Genomic DNA, 16,633 nt, shown 5'->3' with positions numbered 1-16,633 from the left:
CAGGTGGTCTTGGTGGTCGCCTTGATGCCGACGATTTCCACTTCTTCCTGAACCTTGACGATGCCACGCTCAACACGGCCAGTTACCACGGTGCCACGACCGGAGATCGAGAACACGTCTTCGATCGGCATCAGGAACGGCTGGTCGATTGCACGAACCGGCTCGGGGATGTAGGAGTCCAGGGTTTCTACCAGCTTGCGCACGGCGGAAACGCCCATCTCGTTGTCGTCCTGGCCGTTCAGAGCCATCAGAGCGGAACCGATCACGATCGGAGTGTCGTCGCCCGGGAAGTCGTAGGTGTTCAGCAGATCGCGAACTTCCATCTCGACCAGTTCCAGCAGCTCGGCGTCGTCAACCATGTCGGCCTTGTTCAGGAACACGACAATGTAAGGAACGCCTACCTGACGGGACAGCAGGATGTGCTCGCGGGTCTGCGGCATGGGGCCGTCAGCTGCCGAGCAAACCAGGATCGCGCCGTCCATCTGGGCAGCACCGGTGATCATGTTCTTCACGTAGTCGGCGTGGCCCGGGCAGTCTACGTGCGCGTAGTGGCGAACGGGCGAGTCGTATTCAACGTGAGAGGTGTTGATGGTGATACCACGAGCCTTCTCTTCCGGCGCGTTGTCGATCTGGTCGAAGGCGCGAGCGGAGCCGCCCCAGGTCTCGGAGCAGACCTTGGTCAGAGCAGCGGTCAGAGTGGTTTTACCGTGGTCAACGTGACCGATGGTGCCAACGTTGACGTGCGGTTTGTTACGTTCGAATTTTTCCTTAGCCACGACAGTAAACCTCGTACTTAAAGGGCTGAATCAAGCTTGTTTTTTAACGAGAGCTTCGACGATGTTCGACGGAGCCTCGGCGTACTTGGAGAATTCCATAGAGTAGCTTGCGCGACCCTGGGACATGGAACGCACGTCGGTTGCGTAACCGAACATTTCGCCCAGCGGAACCTCGGCACGAATCACCTTACCGGAGACCGAGTCTTCCATCCCCTGAATCAGACCACGACGACGGTTCAGGTCACCCATCACATCGCCCATGTAGTCTTCAGGAGTCACCACCTCTACCTTCATGATCGGCTCAAGCACCTTACCACCGCCCTTCTGGGCCAGTTGCTTGGTCGCCATGGAAGCAGCGATCTTGAACGCCATCTCGTTGGAGTCGACGTCGTGGTAGGAACCATCGAACACGGTGGCCTTCAGGCCGATGAGCGGATAGCCGGCAACGACGCCGTTCTTCATCTGCTCTTCGATACCCTTCTGGATCGCCGGGATGTATTCCTTCGGTACCACACCGCCCACGACTTCGTTGACGAAGACGAGACCTTCGGTGATGTTGCCCTTCTCGTCCACATCCGGAGTCGAGAAGCGGATCCAGCAGTGACCGAACTGGCCGCGACCGCCGGACTGGCGAACGAACTTGCCTTCGATCTCTACGTTGTCCTTGGAGATGGTTTCGCGGTAGGAAACCTGCGGTTTGCCGATGTTGGCCTCGACGCCGAACTCGCGCTTCATGCGGTCGACGAGGATGTCCAGGTGCAGCTCACCCATACCGGAGATGATGGTCTGGCCGGTTTCTTCGTCGGTCTTGACGCGGAACGACGGGTCTTCCTGGGCCAGCTTGCCGAGGGCGATACCCATCTTCTCCTGGTCAGCCTTGGTCTTCGGCTCAACAGCTACCGAGATTACCGGCTCCGGGAAGTCCATACGCTCGAGGATGATCGGCTTCTCGATGTCGCACAGGGTGTCACCAGTGGTGACGTCCTTCATGCCAATCAGAGCAGCGATGTCGCCAGCGCGTACTTCTTTGATCTCGTCACGCTGGTTGGCGTGCATCTGCACCATACGACCAACGCGCTCTTTCTTGCCTTTCACGGAGTTGACGACCGATTGGCCGGACTCCAGAACGCCCGAGTAGACGCGAACGAAGGTCAGGGTACCTACGAACGGGTCGGTAGCGATCTTGAACGCCAGAGCGGAGAACGGAGCGTTGTCGTCAGCCGGACGCTCGTCGTGGATTTCGTTGTCATCAGTGCTGTCCGGGTGGACGCCCTGAATCGCCGGAATCTCGGTCGGAGCAGGCAGGAAGTCGATAACGGCGTCGAGAACCAGGGGCACGCCCTTGTTCTTGAACGAGGAACCGCAGACAGCCGGAACGATTTCGCAGGCGATAGTACGCTGACGCAGGCCGGCCTTGATCTCTTCGATCGACAGCTCGCCTTCTTCCAGGTACTTGTTCATCAGCTCTTCGTTGGCCTCGGCAGCAGCCTCGACCATGTTGCTGCGCCACTCGTTGGCCAGGTCAACCAGCTCAGCGGGAATTTCTTCCTCGCGGTAGGAGGTGCCCTTGTCGTCTTCGTTCCAGTAGATGGCCTTCATCTTCAGCAGGTCGATCTGACCCTGGAAGTCATCTTCTGCACCGATGGCCAGCTGAACCGGTACCGGGGTGTGACCCAGGCGGTTCTTGATCTGACCGACGACGCGCAGGAAGTTGGCGCCAGCGCGGTCCATCTTGTTCACGTAAACGATACGCGGAACGCCGTACTTGTTGGCCTGACGCCATACGGTTTCGGACTGCGGCTCAACGCCGGAGGTGCCGCAGAACACAACGACGGCGCCGTCCAGTACGCGCAGGGAGCGCTCAACTTCAATAGTGAAGTCTACGTGGCCGGGGGTGTCGATGACGTTTACGCGGTACTTGTCGTACTGGCCGCGCGAACCTTCCCAGAAGGTCGTGATCGCCGCGGAGGTGATGGTGATACCACGCTCCTGCTCCTGCACCATCCAGTCGGTGGTAGCAGCGCCGTCGTGCACCTCACCCATCTTGTGGCTGAGACCTGTGTAGAACAGGATCCGCTCGGTGGTGGTGGTCTTGCCCGCGTCAACGTGGGCACAGATACCAATGTTCCGGTAGCGGTTGATTGCTGTATTACGAGCCATAAAACCCTCGCAGAAGTGTTGTTGCCGTAATTAGAAGCGGTAGTGCGAGAACGCTTTGTTGGCTTCAGCCATACGGTGCACGTCTTCACGCTTCTTGACGGCGGCGCCTTTACCTTCAGCGGCGTCCATCAGTTCGCCAGCGAGGCGCAGAGCCATGGACTTCTCGCCGCGCTTGCGGGCGTAGTCCACCAGCCAACGCATGGCCAGCGCATTACGACGGGACGGGCGTACTTCGACCGGAACCTGGTAGGTAGCACCACCTACACGGCGGGACTTCACTTCGACCAGCGGAGCGATGGCGTCGAGTGCTTTTTCGAAGAGTTCCAGGGGGTCGGCTTTACCGCGCTCTTTGACCTTGTCCAGAGCACCGTAAACGATACGCTCGGCAACGGCTTTCTTGCCGCTTTCCATCACGTGGTTCATGAACTTGGCCAGAATCTGGCTTCCGTACTTAGGATCGGCCAGGATCTCACGTTTGGCCGCTACACGACGTCTTGGCATTGATAAGCCCTCAAACGGTCTTCAGGTTAGCCCGGGACGATGCCCGACCTTACTCTTATCGACTCAGAAAATAGGAAAACAAAATTACTTCGGACGCTTCGCGCCGTACTTCGAACGACCCTGCTTACGGTCTTTAACGCCGGAGGTATCCAGCGAACCGCGCACGGTGTGGTAACGCACACCCGGGAGGTCCTTTACACGGCCGCCGCGGATCAGCACTACGCTGTGCTCTTGCAGGTTGTGACCTTCACCACCGATGTACGAGGAAACCTCGAAACCGTTGGTCAGACGAACACGGCACACTTTACGCAGTGCGGAGTTCGGCTTCTTCGGGGTGGTGGTGTATACGCGGGTGCATACGCCGCGACGCTGAGGGCAGTTCTGCAGGGCAGGAACGCCGCTCTTGTCTACCAGGCGCTTGCGCGGCTTGCGCACCAGCTGGTTGATAGTTGCCATCTATAGCTCCACTGATTGTCTTACGACACTTAAAAACGAAAATGGGCAGAGCATGCGCCCTGCCAATTTTCGGGGTACAAGATACTAAAGAGCTTCCGGAACACAGTCAAGACAAAGCCCCGGTTGTCAAGACAACCGGGGCTTTGTTTGAGGCTTAGTTACCGCTCAGATTGAGCGCTTCGGCCAGTGCTGCTTCGGCCTCGCTCGCGCTCACGCGCTGCGGTTTGCCGAGCTCGCGCTGACGCTTGCGCTCGCTGTGGTAAGCCAGACCGGTACCCGCCGGGATCAGACGACCCACGACCACGTTCTCCTTCAGGCCGCGCAGGAAGTCGCGCTTGCCGGTGACCGCCGCCTCGGTGAGGACGCGGGTGGTCTCCTGGAAGGATGCCGCCGAGATGAACGACTCGGTGGACAGCGAGGCCTTGGTGATACCCAGCAGAACGCGCTCGTACTTGGCCGGGAACTTGTCCTGGGTGCCCAGCACTTCGTTCTCTTCCAGCACGTGAACCAGTTCGACCTGGTCGCCCTTGATGAAGGACGAATCGCCCGACTCGGCCACTTCGACCTTGCGCAGCATCTGACGCAGGATGGTCTCGATGTGCTTGTCGTTGATCTTCACGCCCTGCAGACGGTAAACGTCCTGGATCTCGTTGACGATGTACTTGGCCAGCGAGCTCACACCCAGCAGACGGAGGATGTCGTGCGGGTTGCTCGGGCCGTCGGAGATCACTTCACCACGGCTTACCTGTTCACCTTCGAACACGTTCAGGTGACGCCACTTCGGAATCAGCTCCTCGTACGGATCGCTACCGTCGGTGGGAGTGATGACCAGGCGGCGCTTACCCTTGGTTTCCTTGCCGAAGGAAATGGTGCCGCTGATTTCCGCCAGAATCGAAGGCTCTTTCGGACGACGAGCTTCGAACAGGTCGGCAACGCGCGGCAGACCACCGGTGATGTCGCGGGTCTTCGAGGTTTCCTGCGGGATACGCGCGATAACATCACCGATACGCACTTTCGCGCCATCGTTGAGGTTGACCAGGGCGTTCGCCGGCAGGAAGTACTGGGCCGGTACGTCGGTACCCGGCAGCAGCAGGTCCTTGCCAGCGGCGTCGATCAGCTTCACGGCCGGACGAATGTCCTTGCCGGCAGCCGGACGATCCTTCGGATCCATCACCTCGATGTTGGTCAGACCGGTCAGTTCGTCGGTCTGACGCTTGATGGTGATGCCCTCTTCCATGCCCACGAAGGCCACGGTGCCGTCCATCTCGGTGACGATCGGGTGGGTGTGCGGGTCCCACTTGGCGACGATGGCGCCCGGGTCGACCTTGTCACCTTCCTTCACGGAAATCACCGCACCGTACGGCAGCTTGTAGCGCTCGCGCTCACGACCGAAGTCGTCGGCTACCGCCAGCTCACCGGAGCGGGAAACCGCTACCAGAGCACCGTCGGCACGCTCTACGTGCTTCAGGTTGTGCAGGCGGATGGTGCCGCCGTTCTTGACCTGTACGTTGTCCACGGCGGAAGTACGGCTGGCCGCACCACCGATGTGGAAGGTACGCATGGTCAGCTGGGTACCCGGCTCACCGATCGACTGGGCAGCGATAACGCCGACAGCCTCACCGATGTTCACGCGGTGACCACGGGCCAGATCGCGGCCGTAGCACATGGCGCAGATGCCATGACGGGTTTCGCAGGTGATCGGCGAACGTACAACGACTTCGTCGACGCTCATCTGCTCGAGGAAATCGACCCACTTCTCGTCGATCAGGGTGCCAGCTTCGACGATCACGTCGTCGCCGCCCGGCTTGAACACGTCGCGAGCGATCACGCGGCCGAGTACACGCTCACCCAGCGGCTCTACCACGTCGCCGCCTTCGATGTGCGGGGACATGACCAGGCCATGCTCGGTGCCGCAGTCGATCTCGGTCACTACCAGGTCCTGGGCCACGTCGACGAGACGACGGGTCAGGTAACCGGAGTTCGCGGTCTTCAGTGCGGTATCCGCCAGACCTTTACGAGCACCGTGAGTGGAGATGAAGTACTGGAGTACGTTCAGGCCTTCACGGAAGTTCGCGGTGATCGGCGTCTCGATGATGGAGCCGTCCGGCTTGGCCATCAGGCCACGCATACCGGCCAGCTGACGGATCTGGGCCGCGGAACCCCGCGCACCGGAGTCCGCCATCATGTACATGGAGTTGAAGGACTCCTGGTCGACCTGCTTGCCCTCGCGATCGGTCACCTTCTCTTTCGAGAGGTTGGCCATCATCGCCTTGGACACTTCGTCGTTGGCCTTGGACCAGAGGTCGATCACCTTGTTGTACTTCTCGCCCTGGGTTACCAGGCCGGAGGCGTACTGGCTCTCGATCTCCTTCACTTCCTCGGTCGCGGCATCGATGATGCGGGCCTTCTCGTCCGGGATGACGAAGTCGTTCACGCCGATCGACACGCCGGAGATGGTCGAGTAGGCGAAGCCGGTGTACATCAACTGGTCAGCGAAGATGACGGTGTCCTTCAGACCCACCACGCGGTAGCAGTGGTTGATCAGCTTGGAGATCGCCTTCTTCTTCATCGACTGGTTGACCACGTCGAAGGGCAGGCCGGCCGGAACCACCTGGAACAGCAGCGCACGGCCGACGGTGGAGTCGACGATACGGGTGTTGGCGGTCAGGGAGCCGTCTTCGTTCTTGATCTTCTCGTTGATGCGCACTTTTACGCGGGCGTGCAGGGACACCTGGCCGCTGCGGTAGGCGCGGTCAACTTCCTGCAGGTCTGCGAACGCCATGCCCTCGCCCTTCGCATTGATCGCTTCACGGGTCATGTAGTACAGACCCATTACCACGTCCTGCGACGGAACGATGATCGGCTCGCCGTTGGCGGGCGACAGAATGTTGTTGGTGGACATCATCAGCGCGCGTGCTTCCAGCTGAGCCTCGAGGGTCAGCGGAACGTGCACGGCCATCTGGTCACCGTCGAAGTCGGCGTTGTACGCGGCGCAGACCAGCGGGTGCAGCTGAATGGCTTTACCTTCGATCAGTACCGGCTCGAACGCCTGGATGCCCAGACGGTGCAGGGTCGGCGCACGGTTCAGCAGTACGGGGTGTTCGCGGATGACTTCAGCGAGAACGTCCCACACTTCCGGCAGCTCGCGCTCGACCATCTTCTTGGCGGCCTTGATGGTGGTGGCCATGCCACGACCTTCCAGCTTGCCGAAGATGAACGGCTTGAACAGCTCCAGGGCCATTTTCTTCGGCAGACCGCACTGGTGCAGACGCAGGGTCGGGCCTACGGTAATTACCGAACGACCGGAGTAGTCCACGCGCTTGCCGAGCAGGTTCTGACGGAAGCGACCCTGCTTGCCCTTGATCATGTCGGCCAGGGACTTCAGCGGGCGCTTGTTCGAGCCGGTGATGGCACGGCCGCGACGGCCGTTGTCCAGCAGGGCGTCGACGGCTTCCTGCAGCATGCGCTTTTCGTTGCGCACGATGATGTCCGGAGCAGCCAGATCGAGCAGGCGCTTCAGACGGTTGTTACGGTTGATCACGCGGCGATACAGATCGTTCAGATCCGAAGTCGCGAAGCGGCCGCCATCCAGAGGAACCAGCGGACGCAGGTCCGGCGGCAGCACCGGCAGGACGGTCAGCACCATCCACTCGGGATGGTTGCCGGAGCCCTGGAAGGCTTCCATCAGCTTCAGGCGCTTGGACAGCTTCTTGATCTTGGTTTCCGAGTTGGTCTGCGGAATCTCTTCGCGCAGGCGGCCGATCTCGTGCTCCAGATCGATAGCGTTGAGCAGCTCGCGAACGGCTTCCGCACCCATGCGGGCGTCGAAGTCGTCACCGAACTCTTCGAGGGCTTCGAAGTACTGCTCGTCGTTCAGCAGCTGGCCCTTCTCCAGGGTGGTCATGCCCGGGTCGATCACCACGTAGCTCTCGAAATAGAGCACGCGCTCGATGTCACGCAGGGTCATGTCCAACAGCAGGCCGATACGGGACGGCAGGGACTTCAGGAACCAGATGTGGGCGACCGGCGAGGCCAGTTCGATGTGGCCCATGCGCTCGCGGCGCACCTTGGCCAGTGCGACTTCCACGCCGCACTTCTCGCAGATCACACCGCGGTGCTTGAGGCGCTTGTACTTACCGCACAGGCACTCGTAGTCCTTCACCGGGCCGAAGATCTTGGCGCAGAACAGGCCATCGCGCTCCGGCTTGAAGGTACGGTAGTTGATGGTCTCCGGCTTCTTAACTTCGCCGAAGGACCAGGAACGAATCATCTCGGGCGAGGCCAGACCAATACGGATGGCATCGAACTCCTCGATTTGACCCTGGTTTTTCAACAGATTGAGCAAGTCTTTCAAGGCCTTTCCTCCTCACGGACCCGGTGCGACTGGCCTTGACCAGCCGCACCGTTCTGACGTCACGTGTTATTCGGTTTCCAGTTCGATATCGATGCCGAGCGAGCGGATCTCTTTGATCAGCACGTTGAAGGACTCGGGCATGCCGGCCTCCATGCGGTGATCCCCGTCCACGATGTTCTTGTACATCTTGGTACGGCCGTTCACGTCGTCCGACTTCACGGTCAGCATTTCCTGCAGGGTATAGGCGGCACCGTAGGCTTCCAGTGCCCAGACCTCCATCTCCCCGAAACGCTGGCCACCGAACTGCGCCTTACCACCCAGCGGCTGCTGGGTAACCAGGCTGTAAGAGCCGGTGGAACGTGCGTGCATCTTGTCATCGACCAGGTGGTTCAGCTTGAGCATGTACATGTAACCAACGGTGGTCGTACGCTCGAACTGATTGCCGGTGCGGCCGTCATACAGACGCATCTGGCCGCTCTCCGGCAGATCGGCCAGCTTCAGCATGGCCTTGATCTCGCGTTCCTTGGCACCGTCGAATACCGGGGTAGCCATGGGCACGCCGCCCTTGAGGTTGTTGGCCAGAGCGATGATCTCGTTATCGTTCAGCTCGTCCAGGTTCTCCTGGCGGCCGCCGATCTCGTTGTAGATCTCGTTCAGGAAGGCACGCAGTTCGGCGATCTTGCGCTGCTCTTCGAGCATGCGGTTGATCTTCTCGCCCAGGCCCTTGGCCGCGAGGCCCAGGTGGGTTTCGAGGATCTGACCGACGTTCATACGCGACGGTACGCCCAGCGGGTTCAGAACGATATCGACCGGAGTACCGTTGGCGTCGTGCGGCATGTCTTCGACCGGCATGATCACAGAGACCACACCCTTGTTACCGTGGCGGCCCGCCATCTTGTCGCCCGGCTGGATGCGGCGCTTGATAGCCAGGTAGACCTTGACGATCTTCAGTACGCCCGGAGCCAGGTCGTCGCCCTGCTGCAGCTTGCGCTTCTTGTCTTCGAACTTGTCGTCCAGCATCTGACGGCGGTCGCTGATGTAGGCCTGGGCCTTCTCCAGCTGCTCGTTCAGAGCATCTTCCGCCATGCGCAGCTTGAACCACTGGCCGCGCTCGAGGCCGTCCAGGTACTCGTCGGTGATCTCTGCGCCTTTCTTCAGGGCAGGACCGCCTTCGGCCTTGGCACCGACCAGAGCGGAACGCAGACGCTCGAAGGTTGCGCCTTCGACGATGCGGAACTCTTCGTTCAGGTCCTTGCGGATCTCGTCCAGCTGCATCTTCTCGATGGACAGAGCACGGCTGTCGCGCTCAACGCCATCACGGGTGAAGACCTGTACGTCGATGACGGTGCCCTTGGTGCCGGTCGGCACGCGCAGGGAGGTGTCCTTCACGTCGGACGCCTTCTCACCGAAGATCGCGCGCAGCAGCTTCTCTTCCGGAGTCAGCTGGGTCTCGCCTTTCGGGGTGACCTTGCCGACCAGGATGTCGCCGGCCTGTACTTCGGCGCCGACGTAGACGATGCCGGCTTCGTCCAGCTTGTTCAGCGCGGCCTCACCCACGTTCGGGATGTCCGCGGTGATTTCTTCTGGGCCGAGCTTGGTGTCACGGGCAACGCAGGTCAGTTCCTGGATGTGGATCGTGGTGAAACGATCTTCCTGGACCACGCGCTCGGACAGGCAGATGGAGTCTTCGAAGTTGAAGCCGTTCCAGGGCATGAACGCTACGCGCATGTTCTGACCCAGAGCCAGTTCACCCATGTCGGTGGACGGACCGTCGGCCAGGATGTCGCTGCGCGAAACCTTGTCACCCTTCTGCACCAGCGGACGCTGGTTGATGCAGGTGTTCTGGTTGGAACGGGTGTACTTGGTCAGGTTGTAGATGTCGACGCCGGCTTCGCCAGTCTCGACTTCGTCGTCGTTCACGCGCACCACGATGCGGCTGGCGTCGACCGAGTCGATCACGCCGCCACGACGGGCAACCACGCAGACACCGGAGTCACGGGCGACGTTGCGCTCCATGCCGGTACCTACCAGCGGCTTGTCGGCGCGCAGGGTCGGCACAGCCTGACGCTGCATGTTCGAACCCATGAGTGCACGGTTGGCGTCGTCGTGCTCGAGGAACGGAATCAGCGAGGCAGCGACGGAGACGACCTGCTTCGGCGATACGTCCATGAGGGTGACGTCTTCCGGCGCCTTCACGGTGAATTCGTTCAGGTGACGTACGGCTACCAGTTCGTCGATCAGCTGACCCTTTTCGTTCAGGGTCGCAGAGGCCTGGGCGATCACGTGATCGGCCTCTTCGATGGCGGACAGGAAGACGATGTCGTCGCTGACCAGACCGTCCTTCACCACGCGGTACGGGCTTTCCAGGAAGCCGTACTTGTTGGTGCGGGCGTAGGTGGCCAGGGAGTTGATCAGACCGATGTTCGGACCTTCAGGGGTTTCGATCGGGCACACGCGGCCGTAGTGGGTCGGGTGTACGTCACGAACCTCGAAGCCCGCGCGCTCACGGGTCAGACCGCCTGGGCCGAGTGCGGAGACGCGGCGCTTGTGGGTGATCTCGGAGAGCGGGTTGTTCTGGTCCATGAACTGCGACAGCTGGCTGGAACCGAAGAACTCCTTGATCGCGGCAGCCACCGGCTTGGCGTTGATCAGGTCCTGCGGCATCAGGCCTTCGCTTTCGGCCATCGACAGGCGTTCCTTGACCGCGCGCTCTACACGCACCAGGCCAACGCGGAACTGGTTCTCGGCCATCTCGCCGACGCAGCGGACGCGACGGTTACCCAGGTGGTCGATGTCGTCGACGATGCCTTTACCGTTACGGATGGCAACCAGGGTCTTGAGGACCTCGACAATGTCTTCCTTGCTCAGTACGCCCGGACCTTCGATCTCGGTGCGACCGATACGACGGTTGAACTTCATGCGGCCAACGGCCGACAGGTCGTAACGCTCGGCGCTGAAGAACAGGTTGCCGAACAGCGTCTCGGCAGCTTCCTTGGTCGGCGGCTCACCAGGACGCATCATGCGATAGATCTCGACCAGCGCTTCCAGTTGGTTGCTGGCGGAGTCGATCTTCAGCGTGTCGGAGATGAACGGACCGCAGTCGATGTCGTTGGTGTACAGGGTTTCCAGGCGCACGACCTGGGCCTTGGCGATCTTCGCCAGGGCGTCGACGGTCAGCTCGGTGTTGCACTCGGCGATGATCTCGCCGGTAGCCGGGTGCACGACAGCCTTGGCAACGGTACGGCCAATCAGGTAGTCGAACGGCACTTCCAGCTGGGTGATGCCAGCCTTCTCGAGCTGGTTGATGTGGCGTGCGGTGATACGGCGACCCGCTTCGACGATGACCTTGCCGCTGGCATCCTTGATGTCGAAGCTGGCGATCTCGCCACGCAGACGCGACGGCACCAGTTCCAGGTTCAGGGTCTCGCCCTTGATCTGGAAGACGTTGGTGTCATAGAAGGCGTTGAGGATTTCCTCGGTGCTGTAGTTCAGCGCGCGCAGCAGGACGGAAGCCGGCAGCTTGCGGCGACGGTCGATACGAACGAACACGCAGTCCTTCGGATCGAACTCGAAGTCCAGCCAGGAACCGCGGTAAGGGATGATACGAGCGGAGTACAGCAGCTTGCCGGAGCTGTGGGTCTTGCCACGGTCGTGGTCGAAGAACACACCCGGGGAGCGGTGCAGCTGGGAAACGATGACACGCTCGGTACCGTTGATGATGAAGGTACCGTTCTCGGTCATCAGGGGGATTTCCCCCATGTAGACTTCCTGTTCCTTGATGTCCTTGATCGCTTTGTTCGACGATTCTTTGTCGAAGATGATCAGGCGCACTTTCACACGCAGCGGGACGGCGAAAGTCACACCGCGCAGCACGCACTCCTTGACGTCGAATGCCGGCTCACCCAGACGGTAGCCGACGTATTCCAGGGCAGCATTGCCGGAATAGCTGATAATCGGGAAAACGGACTTGAAGGCCGCATGCAGGCCGATGTCTCGAACCTGGTCCTTGCTCGCGCCGGCCTGCAGGAATTCGCGATAGGAATCCAGCTGGATGGCCAGCAAATACGGCACATCCATGACGTCCGGCAACTTGCTAAAGTCCTTGCGGATACGTTTTTTCTCAGTGTATGAGTAAGCCATCAGCGTTCCCCAGCTTGGTCACCTGCTTGTTTGGCCTCTCCCTCGCAGGGAGCAGCCCAAAAAATCGTGCAAACCCTCGGTTTGCGCCGCCCTCGGGCGGGATTTTCGCGTTATGGAGGGGCACCCACGGCACCCCACCCATAACGGAAAAAGGCCGGTGGCAATTGCCACCAGCCGTCAGCCTGTCGCTTAACGCTCGGGCTGTAGACGCAAGGTCCGAACTTACTTGAGCTCGACCTTGGCGCCTGCTTCTTCCAGGGCTTTCTTGGCAGCTTCGGCTTCTTCTTTCGAAGCGCCTTCCTTGACCACGCCCGGGGCGCCGTCAACGACAGCCTTGGCTTCTTTCAGGCCCAGACCGGTCAGTTCACGAACGACCTTGATCACGTTCACTTTCTTGTCGCCAGCTTCGGCCAGGACGATGGTGAACTCGGTCTGCTCTTCAGCAGCGGCAGCGGCAACAGCCGGGCCAGCAGCAACAGCGGCAGCAGCGGTAACGCCGAACTTCTCTTCCATCGCCTTGATCAGTTCAACGATCTGCATGACGGACATTTCGGATACGGCGGAGATGATGTCTTCGTTGGTCAGAGCCATGACTCTAATTCCTGTATTGGGTGACGGCCTAAGGCCATCGAATTAAACAAAAAAGGTTGAAAGCAGATGCCGAGCCTTAGGCTGCGGTAGCTTCTTTCTGATCGCGAATTGCCGCCAGAGTACGAGCCAGCTTGCTGGTAGCGCCTTGGATCACGCTCATCAGCTGTGCAACAGCTTCGTTGTAGGTCGGCAGGGTCGCCAGCACGTCGATCTGATTGGCTGCGAGGAACTGACCCTCGAACGCGGCCGCCTTGATCTCGAACTTGTCCTGACCCTTGGCAAACTCCTTGAAGATACGAGCGGCAGCGCCCGGATGTTCGTTGGAGAAAGCAATCAGGGTCGGGCCCTTGAACACGTCGTTGAGCACTTCAAACTGAGTGCCTTCAACGGCGCGCTTGAGCAGGGTGTTACGTACGACTTTCACGTACACACCAGCTGCGCGGGCCTCTTTACGGAGTCCGGTCATTGCGCCGACAGTCACGCCGCGTGCATCAACCACGACAGCGGACAGACCGGCTTTGGCAGCCTCGTTGACTTCAGCGACGATGGCCTTCTTGTCTTCGAGTTTAATTGCCACGGGTTTACTCCTGGATGTTACCGATTCGTCCAGCCGGAGCCGGACGGCGTTTTGGTGTCTGATTCGGTAAACGAATCGGGAGCACCATCTGCGTAGGCTTGAGGTTTAAGGCTTGCGCCGCCTACGGTCTTGGATAGCCCCCGCCAGGCAGGGACCCCAATACCTGCGAACAGTGGGCGAACCCACTGCTCGACTTAGTTCATCAGCCTTCCAGCGAAGCCTGATCGATCTGCAGACCCGGGCCCATGGTGGTGCTCAGGGTAACGCGCTGAACGTACACGCCCTTCGAGGAGGACGGCTTCAGACGCTTCAGATCGCTCAGCAGCGCTTCCACGTTCTGCTTCAGCTTGACCGGCTCGAAGTCGATCTTGCCAACGGAAGCGTGGATGATGCCGTTCTTGTCGGTACGGAAACGTACCTGACCGGCCTTGGCGTTCTTGACAGCGGTAGCGACGTCCGGGGTCACGGTGCCGACTTTCGGGTTCGGCATCAGACCGCGCGGGCCGAGAACCTGGCCCAGCTGGCCAACAACACGCATCGCGTCCGGGGAGGCGATGACGACGTCGTAGTTCAGGTCGCCGGCTTTCATTTCGGCAGCCAGTTCGTCCATGCCGACCTTGTCTGCACCGGCAGCCAGGGCAGCTTCAACACCAGGACCCTGGGTGAAGACGGCAACGCGTACGGATTTGCCGGTACCGTTCGGCAGAACGGTGGCGCCACGTACGACCTGGTCGGATTTACGCGGATCAACGCCCAGATTGATGGCGATGTCTACGGATTCCTTGAACTTGATGGTCGACAGTTCGGCCAGCAGTTTGGCGGCGTCTTCGAAGCCGTATTGCTTGCCAGCTTCAACCTTCTCGGCGATAGCCTTTTGACGCTTGGTCAGCTTAGCCATTACACACCCTCCACGTTCAGGCCCATGCTGCGCGCGGAGCCAGCGATGGTACGTACGGCAGCGTCCAGGTCAGCAGCGGTCAGGTCAGCCTGCTTGGCCTTGGCGATATCTTCCAGCTGAGCACGGGTAACGGTGCCCACTTTCTGGGAGTTCGGACGAGCGGAGCCGCTGGTGATGCCGGCTGCTTTTTTCAGCAGAACGGATGCCGGGGTGCTCTTGGTTTCAAAGGTGAAGCTGCGGTCGCTGTAAACGGTGATGATCACAGGAGTCGGCAGACCAGGTTCCATGCCCTGGGTCTTGGCGTTGAACGCCTTGCAGAATTCCATGATGTTCACGCCGTGCTGACCCAGAGCCGGGCCGACGGGCGGCGACGGGTTGGCCTGGCCGGCCTTTACTTGCAGCTTGATATAAGCCTGGATTTTCTTAGCCATTTGCTACTCCAAATGCGGGTCAAGCGCCCTGACGGGCTCCCCGGTTGCTTTCGCGTATATCCCAATGACGACAAAACCCCGCAGCCTAGGGCTGCGGGGTGAGGGATTCATTGTGCCAGTTAGACCTTCTCTACCTGGCTGAACTCCAGCTCTACCGGAGTAGAGCGACCGAAAATGAGCACAGCGACCTGGATGCGGCTCTTTTCGTAGTTAACTTCTTCGACGACACCGTTGAAGTCAGCGAACGGACCATCGATAACACGAACGGTCTCGCCCGGCTCGAACAGGGTCTTCGGCTTGGGCTTGTCACCACTATCAGCGACGCGACGCAGAATGGCATCAGCCTCCTTGTCGGTGATCGGAGCCGGTTTATCGGCAGTACCACCAATGAAGCCCATGACGCGAGGAGTGTCCTTGACCAGGTGCCAAGTACCCTCGTTCATCTCCATCTGCACCAGGACATAGCCAGGGAAGAACTTGCGCTCACTCTTGCGCTTCTGGCCGTTCCGCATCTCCACGACTTCTTCGGTGGGGACGAGAATCTCACCAAACCCGTCTTCCATGCCGGCCAGTTTGACCCGCTCGATCAGCGAGCGCATGACATGCTTCTCGTAACCCGAGTAGGCATGCACAACGTACCAACGCTTAGCCACGGAACACCCTTAACCTACGATCATGGAAACCAGCCAACCCAGCAGGGAGTCGAGCCCCCAAAGCACCAGCGCCATTACCAGCACTACTGCCACTACGATCAGCGTGGTCTGAGTTGTCTCTTGACGAGACGGCCATACTACCTTGCGAATCTCGGCGCGAGCTTCTTTAGCCAGAGTAAAGAATGCACGCCCCTTGACGGTCTGCAGCGCGAGGAAGCCTGCAGCAGCCGCCATAACGAGAATGCCGAGAACGCGGTAGAAGATCGGTTGCGCTGAGTAATACTGGTTGGCAACCACTGCCACCACAACCAGCACCGCAACCACAAGCCACTTCAAGAGATCGAGACGCGACTCTTTGGCTTCTACCTTCGCATTCATCTGCTAGGAATCCCGTTTAAAGAAGTGCCAGATCTTGAGGAATCTGGCAGGCCAGGAGGGAATCGAACCCCCAACCTGCGGTTTTGGAGACCGCCGCTCTGCCAATTGAGCTACTGGCCTAGAACAAAGTCAGGCCGACCATTATGCCGGCCCGAGGGGAAAAGATCAATCGATTACTCGATGATCTTGGCAACCACGCCGGCACCAACGGTACGGCCGCCTTCGCGGATCGCGAAGCGCAGGCCATCTTCCATGGCGATCGGAGCGATCAGGGTGACAACCATTTTCACGTTGTCGCCCGGCATTACCATCTCAACGCCTTCCGGCAGTTCGCAGTTGCCGGTCACGTCGGTGGTACGGAAGTAGAACTGCGGACGGTAGCCCTTGAAGAACGGGGTGTGACGACCACCTTCTTCCTTGGACAGCACGTACACTTCGCACTCGAACTTGGTGTGCGGCTTGATGGTGCCCGGCTTGGCCAGAACCTGGCCACGCTCTACGTCTTCACGCTTGGTGCCGCGCAGCAGGACGCCGACGTTCTCACCAGCACGACCTTCGTCGAGCAGCTTGCGGAACATTTCAACGCCGGTACAGGTGGTCTTGGTGGTCGCCTTGATGCCGACGATTTCCACTTCTTCCTGAACCTTGACGATGCCACGCTCAACACGGCCAGTTACCACGGTGCCACGACCGGAGATCGAGAACACGTCTTCGATCG

13 protein-coding genes and 1 tRNA gene are annotated in these 16,633 nt (G+C 60.0%); all 14 read right to left on the bottom strand.

The window, feature by feature from the left end:
• A partial coding sequence (locus J5M67_RS26940) for an elongation factor Tu (protein WP_207888472.1) occupies positions 1–776 on the bottom strand: 776 nt, incomplete at its 3' end.
• A gap of 30 nt (positions 777–806) precedes the next feature.
• Positions 807–2,936 carry an elongation factor G gene (gene fusA / locus J5M67_RS26935; RefSeq protein ID WP_207888471.1) on the bottom strand — a complete coding sequence of 710 codons (2,130 nt, stop codon included), beginning with the start codon at positions 2,934–2,936 and terminating at the stop codon, positions 807–809.
• A gap of 30 nt (positions 2,937–2,966) precedes the next feature.
• Complete coding sequence (gene rpsG / locus J5M67_RS26930) at positions 2,967–3,437, bottom strand: 30S ribosomal protein S7 (protein WP_152219902.1); 471 nt, start codon at positions 3,435–3,437, stop codon at positions 2,967–2,969.
• An 84-nt stretch (positions 3,438–3,521) separates the two neighbouring features.
• The gene (gene rpsL / locus J5M67_RS26925; RefSeq protein WP_015475317.1) at positions 3,522–3,893 is read right to left on the bottom strand and encodes a 30S ribosomal protein S12; all 372 of its coding nucleotides are present in this window, start codon (positions 3,891–3,893) and stop codon (positions 3,522–3,524) included.
• Between the two features lie 154 nt (positions 3,894–4,047).
• Complete coding sequence (gene rpoC, locus J5M67_RS26920) at positions 4,048–8,247, bottom strand: DNA-directed RNA polymerase subunit beta' (protein WP_207888470.1); 4,200 nt, start codon at positions 8,245–8,247, stop codon at positions 4,048–4,050.
• Positions 8,248–8,313: 66 nt separating this feature from the next.
• A complete protein-coding gene (gene rpoB / locus J5M67_RS26915) occupies positions 8,314–12,387 on the bottom strand; it encodes a DNA-directed RNA polymerase subunit beta (protein ID WP_207888469.1) in 4,074 nt (1,357 codons plus the stop codon).
• A 222-nt stretch (positions 12,388–12,609) separates the two neighbouring features.
• A complete protein-coding gene (gene rplL / locus J5M67_RS26910; protein ID WP_015475314.1) occupies positions 12,610–12,978 on the bottom strand; it encodes a 50S ribosomal protein L7/L12 in 369 nt (122 codons plus the stop codon).
• 76 nt (positions 12,979–13,054) lie between these two features.
• Positions 13,055–13,555 (bottom strand): 50S ribosomal protein L10, encoded by a 501-nt coding sequence (gene rplJ, locus J5M67_RS26905; protein ID WP_015475313.1) that lies wholly within the window; start codon positions 13,553–13,555, stop codon positions 13,055–13,057.
• Positions 13,556–13,757: 202 nt separating this feature from the next.
• Positions 13,758–14,453 carry a 50S ribosomal protein L1 gene (rplA, locus tag J5M67_RS26900; protein WP_017516428.1) on the bottom strand — a complete coding sequence of 232 codons (696 nt, stop codon included), beginning with the start codon at positions 14,451–14,453 and terminating at the stop codon, positions 13,758–13,760.
• Entirely contained in the window at positions 14,453–14,884 is a 432-nt protein-coding gene (rplK, locus tag J5M67_RS26895) for a 50S ribosomal protein L11 (RefSeq protein WP_017516427.1), read from the bottom strand. The genes rplA and rplK overlap by 1 nt, the downstream gene beginning before the upstream one ends.
• A gap of 119 nt (positions 14,885–15,003) precedes the next feature.
• On the bottom strand, positions 15,004–15,537 hold the full coding sequence (nusG, locus tag J5M67_RS26890; protein ID WP_015475310.1) for a transcription termination/antitermination protein NusG: 534 nt from the start codon (positions 15,535–15,537) through the stop codon (positions 15,004–15,006).
• 9 nt (positions 15,538–15,546) lie between these two features.
• Positions 15,547–15,915: a preprotein translocase subunit SecE gene (gene secE, locus J5M67_RS26885; protein WP_207888468.1), complete on the bottom strand. Its 369-nt coding sequence runs from the start codon at positions 15,913–15,915 to the stop codon at positions 15,547–15,549.
• Between the two features lie 44 nt (positions 15,916–15,959).
• Positions 15,960–16,035: transfer RNA gene (locus J5M67_RS26880), tRNA-Trp, on the bottom strand.
• Positions 16,036–16,088: 53 nt separating this feature from the next.
• Positions 16,089–16,633: EF-Tu/IF-2/RF-3 family GTPase (locus J5M67_RS26875; RefSeq protein ID WP_243434906.1), on the bottom strand; the 545-nt coding region annotated here is incomplete at its 5' end.

This window comes from Pseudomonas sp. 30_B, from assembly GCF_017491605.1.
Lineage (GTDB): Bacteria > Pseudomonadota > Gammaproteobacteria > Pseudomonadales > Pseudomonadaceae > Pseudomonas.
This window is presented reverse-complemented; position numbering and strand designations above follow the sequence as displayed.

What these genes read in the sequence shown, in the direction of transcription:
- fusA (WP_207888471.1), bottom strand. Translation starts at nt 2,936, where the DNA reads ATGGCTCGTAATACAGCAATCAACCGCTACCGGAACATTGGTATCTGT.
- rpsG (WP_152219902.1), bottom strand. Translation starts at nt 3,437, where the DNA reads ATGCCAAGACGTCGTGTAGCGGCCAAACGTGAGATCCTGGCCGATCCT.
- rpsL (WP_015475317.1), bottom strand. Translation starts at nt 3,893, where the DNA reads ATGGCAACTATCAACCAGCTGGTGCGCAAGCCGCGCAAGCGCCTGGTA.
- rpoB (WP_207888469.1), bottom strand. Translation starts at nt 12,387, where the DNA reads ATGGCTTACTCATACACTGAGAAAAAACGTATCCGCAAGGACTTTAGC.
- rplL (WP_015475314.1), bottom strand. Translation starts at nt 12,978, where the DNA reads ATGGCTCTGACCAACGAAGACATCATCTCCGCCGTATCCGAAATGTCC.
- rplA (WP_017516428.1), bottom strand. Translation starts at nt 14,453, where the DNA reads ATGGCTAAGCTGACCAAGCGTCAAAAGGCTATCGCCGAGAAGGTTGAA.
- rplK (WP_017516427.1), bottom strand. Translation starts at nt 14,884, where the DNA reads ATGGCTAAGAAAATCCAGGCTTATATCAAGCTGCAAGTAAAGGCCGGC.
- secE (WP_207888468.1), bottom strand. Translation starts at nt 15,915, where the DNA reads ATGAATGCGAAGGTAGAAGCCAAAGAGTCGCGTCTCGATCTCTTGAAG.